This is a genomic window from Micromonospora sp. NPDC049048, assembly GCF_043197615.1.
Taxonomy (GTDB): Bacteria; Actinomycetota; Actinomycetes; order Mycobacteriales; family Micromonosporaceae; genus Micromonospora.
Genome location: NZ_JBICTM010000007.1, coordinates 368,444 through 381,393, shown reverse-complemented (window position 1 = coordinate 381,393; position 12,950 = coordinate 368,444). Strand labels below are relative to the sequence as shown.

The window sequence follows — 12,950 nt, the reverse complement described above, 5'->3', positions numbered from 1 at the left end:
CGGCGGGCCGGTGGCGGGTAGGTCGTCGGACGACCGACGAGAGGGGTAGCGATGTCGCAGCCGGAGGAGAGCCGGGAGAAGACGGCGTCGACCGACGCGGTGCTGATGCACCCGGACAACGATCCGCGCAAGACCACGGCCCAGGTGCCGCCGCCCGCGGAGCGCGGCGAGACCCGCGTGGAGCGCGACGGCGAGATGGTGCCCGTCGACACCGACGAGTGATCAGCCCGTCAGCGGGCCGGCAGGCCGGCGGCGAAGTCGGCCACCCGCGCCGCCAGCGGCCCGCTGGCGCGTACCCAGGTGAAGTGGTCCATCCGGGTGCCGGACTGCGTCGGCGTGTAGCGCTCGCGGACGACGGGCGCCGCCGACAGCTTCGCGCAGAGGTGGTCGACCGTCGGATGCGGGGTGTACTGGTCGTCGTCGACGCTGACCGCGAGCACCGGTGTGCGCAGCGCGCGTACGGCCGCCTCGGCGTCCACCCCGTCCAGGTCCGGGAAGCGCCCGGTGCGCGCCGTGTACGCCCAGTCCCGGATGACCCCGCGCGCCTGCCGGCCGCCGAAGCCCCAGCCGGGCCAGACACCGAGCAGCCGGGCCGTCGCCGCGATCGTCTGGGTGTACGGCAGGACGCCGTACCCGCGCAGGCCCGGGAAGCTGCGCCACCAGGGCACGCCGACGGCGACCAGGGCCAGCCCGTCGACGTCGGGCTCGCCGTGCACGGCCAGCCGTAGCAGGGCGGCCTGCCCGCCGAGGGAGTGCCCGAGCAGCAGCGTCCGGCGTCCGTCCCGCCGGGTCTTGAGCGCGGCCAGCGCGGCGCCCACGTCGGCGGCCAGTTCCGGGTAGCCGTACCGGCAGGCGCGGCTCGGCGCCGGGGTGCTCTCCCCGGTGCCGCGCAGGTCGGCCACCGCCACGGCCAGCCCGGCGGCGCGCAGCGCGGCGGCGAACGGCCGGTAGTAGCGGGCCCGGACGCCCATGGCGGGCATGATCAGCACCAACGGGGCGTCGGTGACGCCGTCCGGCTCGGGATACACCTGTAGCCCGAGGCGGGCCCCGTCGACCTCGACGAACTCCCGCCGGTATTCCCCCGTCGCGTTCACCGCCCCAGGCTACGGCCCTTCACTACCGGCGGGTAACCGTGGGGTGGTGGGCGTCACGCCACCGCCGGAGCGGGGCGGCCGATGGTGCTGACCGTGGCGTAGACCGTGCTGAGCTGCTCGGCGCAGCGCTTCCACGAGTACCGGTTGCGGATGCGGTCCAGCGCCGCCGTGGCGTACGCGAAGCGCCGGACCTTGTCGGCGAGCAGCCGGCGCACCGCGGTGCCGAGGGCGCGGGTGTCCCGGGGCGGCACGAGGTCGCCGGTCAGCCCGTCGACCACGCTGTCGGCGATCCCGCCGACGTTCGTGCCCACCACCGGCACCCCGCACGCCATGCTCTCCAGCGGGGTGAGCCCGAACGGCTCGTACCAGGGGGCGGCGACCAGCAGGTCGGACGAGCGGTACCAGGCGGCGAGCTCCTCCCGGGGCAGCCTGCCCAGCAGCTTCACCCGGTCGGCGACGCCGCAGGACTCGGCGAGCGCGCGGAGCCGGCGGGCGAAACCGTCGGCGGGGAGCAGCGTGGCCGGCGGGCCGCCCACCACCACGCACTCGGCGTCCGGCACGGCCGGCAGGGCCCGGACGACGTCCTGGAGGCCCTTGCGCTCGACCATCCGGCCCACGGTGATGATGCGCGGGCGGGCCGGACCGCGGGGGGCGACGGGCCCCTCGGGGCGGAACAGTTCCTGGTCCACGCCGCCGGGGACCAGCGTCATCCGGGACCGGGGTACGCCGAGGCGGACCAACTCGCCGACCTCGTCCTGGCACTGCGCGATGACCCGGTCGGCGGCCCGTCCCAGGGCCCGCTCGTAGCCCATCCGGCCCGGTGGACTGGTGTCCCGGGCGCCCTGTGTCCGTCGCTTCACGGAGCCGAGGCCGTGGTAGGTCAGCACCACCGGCACTCCGGTGCGCCGGCCGGCGTGCAGGGTGGCCAGCCCGCTCGTCCAGTGGTGGGCGTGCGCCACGTCCGGCACCCAGTCGCCCTCGCGCCACTGGCCGGCCAGCCAGCGTCCGAACTCGCCCAGGTGCGGCAGCAGTTCGTCCCTCGGTACGCGCAGCGCCGGCCCGGCGGGCACGTGGCACACCTGGTAGCCGTCGGCGGTGAGCACGGAGTCGGGCGGGACGGTGGAGTCCCGACGGGTGTAGACGCGCACGTCGTGGCCCTCGCCGGCCAGGGCGGCGGCCAGCCCCGCCACGTGCGTGTGCTGACCGCCGGTCTCCTCCGCCCCTCCGACGGCGAGCGGACTGGCGTGCTCCGAGATCATCGCGATGCGCATCTACTTCCTCCATCGGCCGGCCCGTCGGCGGGGACCCGGTCGAGCCCCGGGGCGTCTCGTCGCCGCCTGGCGGACCCCGCCGCAGGAGTCCCTACCCCCGCCCTCCCCTCCTAACCGCCACCTGCCCGGTTCGTCCTGGCGGGCCGTCGGTCGGGTGTGCAGACACCGGCGGGCGGCGGGGCGAACCGCCCCACCGCCCGTGATCGGCCGACGACAGCCGGTCAGGGTCGGTCGTCGCGGAGCATGCCCGGCCCGAAGACCTCGTAGGCGATCCGCTCCACCGGCACCCCCCGGCGCAGCAGGCCGCCCCGGACCGTGTTCATGAACGGCAGCGGCCCGCAGAGGTGCACGTGGGCGTCGGGGACGAGCGGGATCAGCGCCGGATCGACCCAGCCGCTGGCCAACTCGGCGGTGACCCCGGCCAGCTCGCCGTCGGTGGGGTCCTCGTACCAGAGCGCGGTGCGCAGGTTGGGCAGCGCGGCGTGCAGGCGCGGCAGTTCGCCGCGGAACGCGTGCGCCGCGCCGGCCCGGTCGGCGTGCACCAGCACCACCGGGCGCTGGGGCTCGGTGGCGGCCAGGTGCTCCAGCGCGGCCATCGCCGGCGTCAGGCCGATGCCCGCGCTGACCAGCAGCAGGGGCCCCTCCCCGGAGACCACGCTGACCTCGCCGAACGCCGGGCTGAGCCGGAGGGTGTCGTCGACGCCCACCTGCTCGTGCAGGAAGGTGGAGACCATGCCGTCGGGACCGTCGCCGGTGGCGCGTACGCGCTTGACGGTGATCCGCCAGTGGTCGGCACCGGGCCGCCCGGAGAGGCTGTACTGGCGGATCTGCTGACCGCGCCCGCCGCCCAGGTCCACGGCGACCGAGGTGTACTGGCCCGGGACGAAGGTGGGCGCCGGCCCGCCGTCGGCCGGGACCAGGGTGAACGACACGACGTCGACCGCCTCGGTGGCCCGGTCGACGACCCGCCAGTCCCGCCAGACGGGCTCGCCCTCCGCCAGCCCGGCCTCGGTGTAGAGGCGGGCCTCCCGGGCGATCAGCTCACAGGCCAGCAGCCAGTAGACCTCGTCCCAGGCAGCCGCGACCTCGCTGGTGACGGCGTCGCCGAGCACCTCGCCGACGGCGGCGAGCAGGTGCCGACCGACGATCGTGTACTGGGTGGCGGTGATGCCCAGTGAGGCGTGCTTGTGCGCGATGCGGTCCAGGATCGGCCCCCACGGCGCATGGCTGCCCCCGGTCAGGTGTTCCGCGTACGCGACCACGGCGGCGGCGAGGGCGGCCTTCTGGGTGCCGGTGGCCTGGTTGCCGCGGTTGAAGATGTCGAGCAGTTCGGGGTGCGCGTCGAACATCCGCTGGTAGAACCGGCCGGTGATCGCCTCGCCGTGCGCCTGCACGGCGGGCAGGGTCGCCGTCACCACTGCTGCTGAGGACTCCGAGAGCACGACTGCCTCCTTCTGGGCTGAACACTCGGGCCCCAACAGCAAAACAGGTAACGGAAATACCTCTTCAGGGTCGAAAGTCCCGGGTCGAAGGTCGTCCGGATCACATCCGGGGGTCGGTCGGCCGTGGTGGACGCTCGACCGCGCTGGCTAGGGTCGGGACGTGAAGCTCAACCGGTCCACCGACATGGCGCTGCGCATCGCCATGCTCGCCGCCGCGAGCCCGCGACGGATGACCGTGGACGAACTGTCCGACCAGCTCGGCCTGCCCCGCAACCACGTCGCCAAGGTGGTGCAGCGGTTGCAGCGGCTCGGGGTGCTGGTCACCATCCGGGGCCGCTCCGGCGGGGTGGCCTTCGCCGAGGGCGGCGGGGACGTCACGGTCGGGCACGTGGTGCGGGCCTTCGAGGGCGACGACGAGGTGGTGTCCTGCGACGAGCCGGTCTGCTCGCTGCGCGCGTCGTGCCGGCTGCGGGGCGAGCTACGGCGCGCCCGCGACGCCTTCCTCGCCGTGCTGGACGGCGTGACCCTCGGCGGGCTCGTCGACGGCCCGACCGGTCCGGCGCTGCTCGCCCTCGGTCTGTCCCACGCCCGGCCGGCATCCGCCGCGCCGCCGTCCCCGGTGGCCCGGCGGGCCGTTCCCGATCTCGTCTGAGGAGGGACGATGTCCGACGGTACGGTCTCCCACCCGGTGTTCGCCCGGGTGTTCGAGCGGGCGAGCGTGGCGATGGACCGCGCCGGGGCGGCCACCCATCGGCGGCGGCTCGTCGCCGGCCTCGCGGGTCGCGTGATCGAGGTCGGCGCCGGCAACGGCCGTACCTTCGCGCACTACCCGGACACCGTCGGGCGGGTGCTGGCGGTCGAGCCGGAACCCCGGCTCCGGGCGGCTGCCCGCCGGGCGGCGGCCGGTGCGCCCGTACCCGTGGAGGTGGTCGACGGCCTCGCCGAGGCGCTGCCGGCGCCGGACGGCGACGCCGACGCGGTGGTGCTGTCCCTGGTGCTCTGCTCGGTAGCCGACCAGGCCGCCGCGCTGCGCGAGGCCCGTCGGGTGCTGCGGCCCGGCGGGCAGTTGCGCTTCTTCGAGCACGTACGCGCGCAGACTCCCGGCCTGCGCCGCGCGCAGCGGCTGGTCGACGCGACCCTCTGGCCGCTGCTCTGCGGCGGCTGCCACACGGGCCGCGACACGGTGGCCGCGATCCGGGCCGCCGGTTTCTCCGTCACCGAGCTGGACCGTTTCCGCTTTCCCGACAGCCGGCTCACCGGCCCGGCCGCCCCGCACGTGCTCGGCGTGGCCACCCGCGACTGACCCCCGTCGGCCAGCCCCGTCGCCGGCCTCCGACCGCGCCGGCCCCCGGCCCGTCTGCTCCCGGCCCTGGCCCGTCTGCTCCCGGCCCTGGCCCGTCTGCCCCTGGCGCTGGCCGGTCTGGCCCCGGACATGGCGGAACCCCGCGCCGGGACGGCACGGGGTTCCGCCGACGCGGTCAGGAGACCGAGATCGAGCCGTTCGCAGCGCGCACGCAGGCCACGGAACGCGCACTGGTGGTGGCCGCGCCCGTCAGGCACTGCCCGAGCACCTGGTGGCCGGCGGCGTTCGGGTGCCACGACTCCTGGCAGGTCTGGAAGTAGCTCACGCAGGTGTTCGCGATCCGCTGGATGGCGATCTTGTCCTTGCCGGAGAGGCTGGTGACGAAGACGCCGTTCGGCGGGTTGTCCTGGAGCCGGATCGGGGTGGCCAGGGCTCCGGTGGGGCTGGTGCCGGACTCGCAGAGCCGGGCGCCGTCGAAGGCCCGCTGCACGTTCAGGTAGACCAGGTCGGCGCCGGGGAACTCGGCGGCCACGGTGTCCCGGGTGGACTTCACCAGGGTGCCGAGGCCCTGCGAGAAGCGGTGCCCCGGCAGCAGGCTGGCCCGGTGGATCGGGCAGCCGGCCGCGTACCGCTCGGCGCCCAGCGCGCGGAACTTGTCCCGGGTGTCGTCGCGGCTGTCCTCCTCGTGGAAGCGCGCCTCGAGGTCGAGCGGCAGCGGGTTGGTGTAGTCCTGGAAGACGATGCGGTGCTGGCCGTCGGCGTCGATCTCGCGCAGCGTGGCGAGGATCTGGCGGACGGCCGAGACGGTCTCCGCGGTCGCGGCGCTCCACTGGGCGGCCGTGGCCAGGTCGGCGTCCGTGCACGGCTCCTGCGGGACCGGCCCGCCGAGGTAGGCCCAGAACTCCCACCAGCCCGTCCAGGCGTCGGCGATGAACCGGTTGGCGCACTTCACCGCGACGTCGCCGAAGGTGAACGAGCTGTTGTTCGAGCCGAGACCGAGCAGCACCAGGTCGATGTCGTGGGTCTGGCCTACCGCGCGGAGCTGGTCGAGCTGGGCGGCCACCTGACGGCCGTTGGTGCGGGCCGAGGAGGCGGCGGCGATGTCGTGCGGCTGGCCGCCGGAGCAGGCGAGGTTGAACCGGGCCTGGATGCCCGGCAGGCTGGCCCGGTGCAGTGAGGCGTTCGCCGAGCGGTGGCAGAAGAACGCGTTGCTGTTCGCGGCGGTCCAGCCCGGGAAGCCCTGGGCGACCCCGTTGGCGTCGGTCACCGGGGTGTACGCCCCGGCGCCCTCGCCGCTGATGAAGCTGTCGCCGAGCGCCACCGCGGCGGTGGGCAGCGCGGCGGTGCGCACCGGGGAGGTGGGTAGGGCTGCCGAGGCCTGGGCGGACAACCCGACGGCGGTCGACAGGGTGGCGGTGGCGACGGCGAGCGCCGCCGCCAGTGCGGTACGACGGAACCTGGACATGACGTCCTCCATCTGTCCATCGAAACGTGAAAGATCCTCTGAGGGCAAGATCACATCACCCCGATGCGACGGACGTCAATGGCCCGTAACAAAATCGCTCCAGGAAGGACACACTCGTCCCCGCCGTGGCCAGGCCCCGCCGGTGGGCCGCTCTCGCTCGACACGGCCGACCTCGGCGCCGAGCGGGGGCACCGCGGAGGGCGGGGCCGACGTCGACCCCGCCGCTCGGGAAGGCCCGCCGCCGCGTCGTTGTTGTCCCGGTCGGAGCCGCCCGCCGCCGGCTCGCCGGCAAACCGGTCACGGGGTTCCGTACGCCGCATCCGGGCCGATCCCGGGCCCGGTCCCGCCCCGGCCCGCGCCCCACGGGCACGTGCCTCGCTGCGGGGCGCCGTCGTCCTGTCGCAACTCCCGGTTAGGCTCGCTGCGGCGCGCCGGCCGACCCGCGACGTCGGACGCGGCACACACATCGCCGAGACCTGGGAGTACGACCAGTTGACCGCAGAGCCTGAGACCCTGTACGGGGCCGACGACCTCACGCACCTCGAGGGGCTGGACGCCGTCCGCAAACGGCCCGGCATGTACATCGGCTCCACCGACAGTCGTGGCGTGGGTCACCTCGTCAACGAGATCCTCGACAACTCCACGGACGAGGGCGTAGCCGGCCACGCCACCAAGGTCGAGGTGACGCTGCACGCCGACGGCTCGGTCCAGGTCGACGACGACGGGCGGGGCATCCCCACCGACGTGCACGCCAAGTCCGGCATCTCCGGCGTCGAGCTGGTGCTCACCCGGCTGCACGCCGGCGGCAAGTTCGGCGGCTCCGGCTACAAGACCTCCGGTGGCCTGCACGGCGTGGGCGCCTCGGCGGTCAACGCGCTGTCCCGCCGGTTCGACGTCACCGTCCGTCGGGGCGGCAAGGTCCACGCGATGTCGTTCCGGCACGGCGTGCCGGGGATCTTCGACGGCGACGGCCCCGACGCGGCGTTCACCCCGGGCCCCGGCCTCCAGATCATCGGCGCGATGAAGCGCGGCCAGCGCACCGGCACCTCGATCCGCTGGTGGCACGACGCGCGCTACTTCGAGACCGGCGCCACGCTCGACGCCGACGCCGTGCGGATGAAGCTGCGCAACACCGCGTTCCTCGTGCCGGGCGTCAGCTACACGCTGCGCGACCACACCGGCGAGGAGCCCACCGAGGAGCGCTTCCACTACCCCAACGGTCTGACCGACATGGTGGAGTTCCTCGCTCCGGCCGGCGACCGGCCCGTCTCCGGCATGCTGATGGTCACCGGCGAGGGCACCTACCGGGAGAACGCGGCCGACGCCAACGGCGTCATGCAGTCCAACGTGCAGCGACGGGCCGAGGTCGAGGTGGCCTTCCGCTGGGGCACGGGCTACGAACGCACCGTCGAGTGCTTCACCAACACCATCCGCAACGCCCACGGCGGCACCCACCGCAAGGGCTTCGAGCGGGGCCTGGCGCGTACCCTCGCCGACGCCATCCGCAACACCCGTGGCCTGCTCAAGGCCAAGGAGGACCCGCCCACCCTCGACGACGTCCTGGAGGGCATGACCGCGGTCGTGCACGTGCGGATCCCGGAGCCGCAGTTCACCTCGCAGACCAAGGACGAGCTCTCCACCGCGGGCATCACCAAGGTGATTCAGACGCTGGTGGAGCAGCACCTGAAGGCATGGCTGGAGGACCGCCGGACCAAGGCCGAGGCGCGTACGGTCCTGCAGAAGATCGTCGACGCGGCGCGCGTACGGCTGACCCAGAAGCAGCAGAAGGACGCCGCCCGGCGCAAGACCGCCCTGGAGGGCGCGTCGATGCCGCCCAAGCTGGTCGACTGCCGCGCGGCGGGCATCGAGCGCAGTGAGCTGTTCATCGTGGAGGGGGACAGCGCACTCGGGACGGGGCGACTTGCCCGATCTGCCGAATATCAGGCGCTTCTTCCGATTCGGGGCAAGATCCTCAACGTGCAGAAGGCCAACCTCCAGCAGGTGCTGGACAACGCCGAGTGCGCCGCGATCGTGCAGGTGCTCGGCGCCGGCTCCGGCCGCACGTTCGACCTGTCCGCCATGCGCTACGGCCGAGTGCTGATCATGGCGGACGCCGACGTGGACGGCGCGCACATCCGCACCCTGCTGATCACGCTCTTCGCCCGCTACATGCGTCCGCTGATTGAGGCCGGCCGCCTCTACGCGGCGATGCCGCCCCTGCACAAGATCACCACCAGGGGGCGCAACCCGCAGACGATCTACACCTACACCCAGGCGGAGATGGAGGCGACGGTCCGCAAGCTGGAGAAGGCCGGCAAGCAGATCGTCACCCCGATCCCGCGGTTCAAGGGTCTCGGCGAGATGGACGCCGACGAGTTGTGGGAGACGACGATGAACCCGGCCACCCGGGCCGTGCGCCGGATCACCATCGACGACGTCGACGCCGCCGAGCGGATCCTCGAACTGCTGATGGGGGAGAAGGTCGAGCCGCGCCGCAACTGGCTCATCGACTCCGCCGACCGGGTCGACCGCGAGGCGATCGACGCATGAGCACCGCCCGCCGAGAGGGAAGCTGAACGATGGCACGCCGTAAGGACGACCGCGCCAAGGTGGACCTGTCCGCCTTCGACCAGGCCGGCGCGCGGGTCTTCGACAACCCGCTGGTCACCGAGGTCTCCGACTCCTACCTGGAGTACGCCTTCTCGGTGATCCACTCCCGGGCCCTGCCCGACGCCCGCGACGGCCTCAAGCCGGTGCACCGGCGCATCCTCTGGTCGATGTACGAGCAGGGCCACCGCCCCGACCGGGGGCACGTGAAGTCCGCCCGCATCGTCGGGGACTGCTTCGTCGCCGGGACCCTGGTCTCGACGCCCGAGGGCCTGCGGCCGATCGAGGATGTCGACGTCGGTGACCTCGTGTTGGACGGCGACGGGGCTGCCATCCCGGTGGCCGCTGCTTATCGGAATCCGGATTCGGAGCTGGTCCGGGTCACGTGGAGCAACGGCCACACCATGGTCGTGACGCCCGGACAGCGTTTCCGTGTGGTGGATGAGGACCTGGCTGTCCGGTGGGTGGAAGCCCGAGACCTGACTGGGCATCTCACTGTCGCGTACGGGACGCGCCGCGGGGCGGCTCCGGCACCCGCATCCGGCGGCGACCCGTACGACTATGTCCGTGGGCTCGTGGTGGCCGAAGGCTTCGCCGTCGATCGGTCTCGCGACGCTGACGGCCGCGTACGGCTGCACATGTGCGACGTAGAACCGCTCGACGTGGCCCACGGGTGGGCCATCGCGAACGGATTGAACGCCTCCCGAGGCAAGCGCGAAGCAAGCGATCCGCGCCATCGTGACCAGCACATCCTCACGTTCGCCAGGCACGAGGGGCTGCTCGAGGCCGGCACGCCACTCAGTCACGCGAAGCGCGTGCCCGACGACGTGCTCGCAAATCGTTCCGCGTGGTCGCCGTTCCTCGCCGGCTTCTTCGACGGTGACGGCTACATCCGCAAGCGTTACCGCGAACTCGTCTTCGTGAGCACCAGCGAGGTGTTGGTGCGTCAGATCTACTCCATGCTCGCCGACCTGGGGGTGCACGGTCACCACTGGAGCAGCGGACGCGACGGACACCGCCCGCTTCTCGGCCTCTCCGTCACCGGCCGGGATGCTGCTGTGGTCGCCGAGTTGCTCCTGCCCTGGGTACGCATCGGTTACAAGAGCGACGGCCTCCGGCGGGTGGTCGAGCTGGGCTATCGATACGGGGGCAAACAGGGCAACGACCGCCTGCCGTGCCGGCCGGTGATGCAGGAGTTCACCAGCGCCCATCAGGGCGGTGGATGGTTCCGCGACGAGGACGGCAACGCCTTCCGGGCGTCCCTGTCAGGCCCTGGGAGCAAGGTGCGGTACGGCAAGGACCGCAACGGTCTGCCCTTGTCGGAGCGGTCGTTTCCGCTTTGGCGCGCGGAGCGGGACGGTTGGGTTCGCAAACTCCGGCGCATCGGTTCGCCCCTCGCCGGCCGACTCGAGTCGTTGGCTGGGCGGTCGTTCCTGCGGGTTGTCTCCGTCGAAGCCGTGGCGTCCGCTACCACCTACGACATCCAGGTCGACTCCGACGAGCACGCTTTCGTAGCTGAGGGCTACGTGGTCCACAACTGCATGGGCAAGTACCACCCGCACGGCGACACCGCGATCTACGACGCGATGGTGCGGCTGGCGCAGAGCTTCTCGTTGAACGTTCCCCTCATCGACGGGCATGGAAATTTTGGTAGTCCGGACGATGGACCGGCGGCTTCGAGATACACCGAGGCGCGGATGTCGCGGGAGGCGATGCTGCTCGTCGGCGAGCTGGGCGAGGACACGGTCGACGTCGAGCCCAACTACGACGGCTCGCTGACCCAGCCCACCGTGCTGCCCGCCGCGTTCCCCAACCTGCTGGTCAACGGCGCGTCGGGCATCGCGGTCGGCATGGCGACCAACATGATCCCGCACAACCTCGGCGAGGTGGTCTCCGCCGCCCGGTGGCTGATCAACCACCCCGACGCCACCCTAGACAAGCTCATGGAGTTCGTCCCCGGTCCGGACCTGCCCACCGGCGGCCTGCTGCTCGGGCTCGACGAGGTGCGCCGGGCCTACGAGACCGGGCGCGGCGTCGTCCGGATGCGGGGCAAGGTCGAGATCGGCCCGCTGGAGGGCAGCCGGGGCCGGCAGGCCATCACCGTCGTGGAGCTGCCGTACGGCGTCGGCGCCGAGAAGGTCATCGCGGCCATCACCAACGAGGTCAACAAGACCAAGCGGCTCACCGGCATCGCCGACGTCAAGGACCTCACCGACCGGGAGAGCGGCACGCGCCTCGTCGTCGAGTGCAAGGTGGGGGTCAACCCGCAGGCGCTGCTCGCCGACCTCTACCGGCTCACCCCGCTGGAGCAGTCGTTCGGCGTCAACAACCTGGTGCTGGTCGACGGGCAGCCGCAGACCCTCGGGCTGAAGGCGCTGCTGGAGGTCTTCCTGGCCCACCGCTACGAGGTGGTGACCCGGCGCAGCTCCTACCGCCGCCGCAAGCGGGAGGAGCGGCTGCACCTGGTCGACGGCCTGCTGATCGCCCTGCTCGACATCGACAAGGTGGTCAAGCTCATCCGGGCCAGCGAGGACGCCCAGGCCGCCAAGGACGGCCTGATGCAGAAGTTCAGGCTCTCCGAGATCCAGGCCACCTACATCCTGGACACCCCGCTGCGCCGGCTGACCAGGTACGACCGCATCGAGCTGGAGGCCGAGCAGGAGAAGCTCCGCAAGGAGATCGCCGAGCTGTCCACGATCCTCGACGACCCGAAGGTGCTGAAGAAGGTCGTCTCCGACGAACTGGCGGCGGTGGTGAAGCAGTTCGGCGCTCCCCGCCGCACCACGCTTGTCGACGGGGACCTCAAGGAGGTGCTGGCGGCGTCCGCGCCCGCCGGTCCGCTGGAGGTCGCCGACGACCCCTGCCAGGTGATCCTCTCCGCGACCGGGCTGGTCGCCAGGACGGCGGCGGAGTCGGAGGAGGCCTCCGAGGGCCGCCGGCGGCACGGCCGGGTCAAGCACGACGCCGTACGCGCCGTCGTGCACTCGACCGCCCGGGGGCGGGTGCTGCTGGTCACCAGTGCCGGCCGCGCGTTCAAGGTCGACGTGTTGCCGCTGCCGGTGCTGCCGGAGCAGGCGGGGACGGTGTCGCTGCGCGGTGGGATGGCCGCCGCCGAGCTGGTGCCGCTGGAACCGGGGGAGACCGTGGTCGGGCTGGCCCCGCTCGGGCCGGCGGCCGAGGGGTCCCCGGGCCTGGCCCTGGGCACCCGGCAGGGCGTGGTCAAGGTCTGCGCCCCGGAGTGGCCCGTCCGCTCGGACGAGTTCGAGGTGATCGGCCTGCGGGAGGGCGACGAGGTGGTCGGGGCGACCTGGCTCACCGACGGCGCGGAGACGCTGACCTTCGTCACCTCGGAGGCGTCGCTGCTGCGGTTCGCCGCCGGGCTGGTCCGGCCGCAGGGAGTCAAGGGCGGCGGCATGGCGGGCATCAACCTGCCGGCCGGCGCGCGGGTGGTGTTCTTCGGCGCGGTCCGCACCGACGACCCGACGCACGGGGAGCCGATGGTGGTCACCTCCACGGGCGCCACGGTGAAGGTCACGCCGTTCCAGGCGTACCCGGCGAAGGGGCGGGCGACCGGCGGGGTGCGCGCTCACCGCTTCCTCAAGGGTGAGACCGACGTGGCCGTCGCCTGGGTCGGGCCGCGCCCGGTCGCCGCCACCGCCACCGGCGAGCCGGTGGAGCTGCCGGCGGCGGACCCGCGCCGTGACGGTTCGGGCTTCGCCGTGATGCTGGGCCCCACGGTCGTCGGCCACCAGATCGAACGCGACTGAC

9 protein-coding genes and 2 pseudogenes are annotated in these 12,950 nt (G+C 72.9%); 7 read left to right on the top strand and 4 right to left on the bottom strand.

The features are described 5' to 3' along the window. Positions 1-51 precede the first annotated feature (51 nt). Positions 52-222: a hypothetical protein gene (locus tag ACGFIG_RS23660; protein ID WP_172896549.1), complete on the top strand. Its 171-nt coding sequence runs from the start codon at positions 52-54 to the stop codon at positions 220-222. A gap of 8 nt (positions 223-230) precedes the next feature. Here the strand turns inward: ACGFIG_RS23660 and ACGFIG_RS23655 are convergent, their stop codons facing one another. From ACGFIG_RS23655 to ACGFIG_RS23645, 3 genes are all read right to left on the bottom strand, one after another. Then, entirely contained in the window at positions 231-1,094 is an 864-nt protein-coding gene (locus tag ACGFIG_RS23655) for an alpha/beta fold hydrolase (protein WP_393006204.1), read from the bottom strand. 53 nt (positions 1,095-1,147) lie between these two features. Continuing rightward, on the bottom strand, positions 1,148-2,365 hold the full coding sequence (locus ACGFIG_RS23650) for a glycosyltransferase (protein WP_393006202.1): 1,218 nt from the start codon (positions 2,363-2,365) through the stop codon (positions 1,148-1,150). A gap of 221 nt (positions 2,366-2,586) precedes the next feature. Next, a complete protein-coding gene (locus ACGFIG_RS23645; RefSeq protein WP_393006332.1) occupies positions 2,587-3,843 on the bottom strand; it encodes a globin domain-containing protein in 1,257 nt (418 codons plus the stop codon). 124 nt (positions 3,844-3,967) lie between these two features. Here ACGFIG_RS23645 and ACGFIG_RS23640 point away from each other — a divergent pair, with 124 nt between their 5' ends. Together ACGFIG_RS23640 and ACGFIG_RS23635 are read left to right on the top strand one after the other, a co-directional pair. Continuing rightward, positions 3,968-4,459, top strand: a complete 492-nt coding sequence (locus ACGFIG_RS23640) for an RrF2 family transcriptional regulator (RefSeq protein ID WP_393006200.1) — start codon at positions 3,968-3,970, stop codon at positions 4,457-4,459. A 9-nt stretch (positions 4,460-4,468) separates the two neighbouring features. After that, positions 4,469-5,110 carry a class I SAM-dependent methyltransferase gene (locus tag ACGFIG_RS23635; RefSeq protein ID WP_393006198.1) on the top strand — a complete coding sequence of 214 codons (642 nt, stop codon included), beginning with the start codon at positions 4,469-4,471 and terminating at the stop codon, positions 5,108-5,110. A 175-nt stretch (positions 5,111-5,285) separates the two neighbouring features. On the opposite strand, the gene ACGFIG_RS23630 is transcribed toward ACGFIG_RS23635, so the two are convergent. Next, positions 5,286-6,575, bottom strand: a complete 1,290-nt coding sequence (locus tag ACGFIG_RS23630; protein WP_393006196.1) for a hypothetical protein — start codon at positions 6,573-6,575, stop codon at positions 5,286-5,288. 492 nt (positions 6,576-7,067) lie between these two features. Between ACGFIG_RS23630 and ACGFIG_RS23625 the strand changes: the two genes are divergently transcribed. The 4 genes and pseudogenes from ACGFIG_RS23625 to ACGFIG_RS23610 all read left to right on the top strand — a co-directional run bounded on the left by ACGFIG_RS23625 (position 7,068) and on the right by ACGFIG_RS23610 (position 12,949). Next, on the top strand, positions 7,068-9,125 hold the full coding sequence (locus tag ACGFIG_RS23625) for a type IIA DNA topoisomerase subunit B (protein WP_393006194.1): 2,058 nt from the start codon (positions 7,068-7,070) through the stop codon (positions 9,123-9,125). Between the two features lie 29 nt (positions 9,126-9,154). Then, positions 9,155-9,415, top strand: a pseudogene (locus tag ACGFIG_RS23620) (DNA gyrase subunit A); the annotation flags it as partial. Next, positions 9,389-10,219, top strand: a pseudogene (locus tag ACGFIG_RS23615) (LAGLIDADG family homing endonuclease); the annotation flags it as partial. The pseudogenes ACGFIG_RS23620 and ACGFIG_RS23615, both read left to right, overlap by 27 nt. Before the next feature lie 150 nt (positions 10,220-10,369). Continuing rightward, positions 10,370-12,949: a DNA topoisomerase (ATP-hydrolyzing) gene (locus ACGFIG_RS23610; RefSeq protein ID WP_393006330.1), complete on the top strand. Its 2,580-nt coding sequence runs from the start codon at positions 10,370-10,372 to the stop codon at positions 12,947-12,949. The last annotated feature ends 1 nt before the right edge of the window (position 12,950 follow it).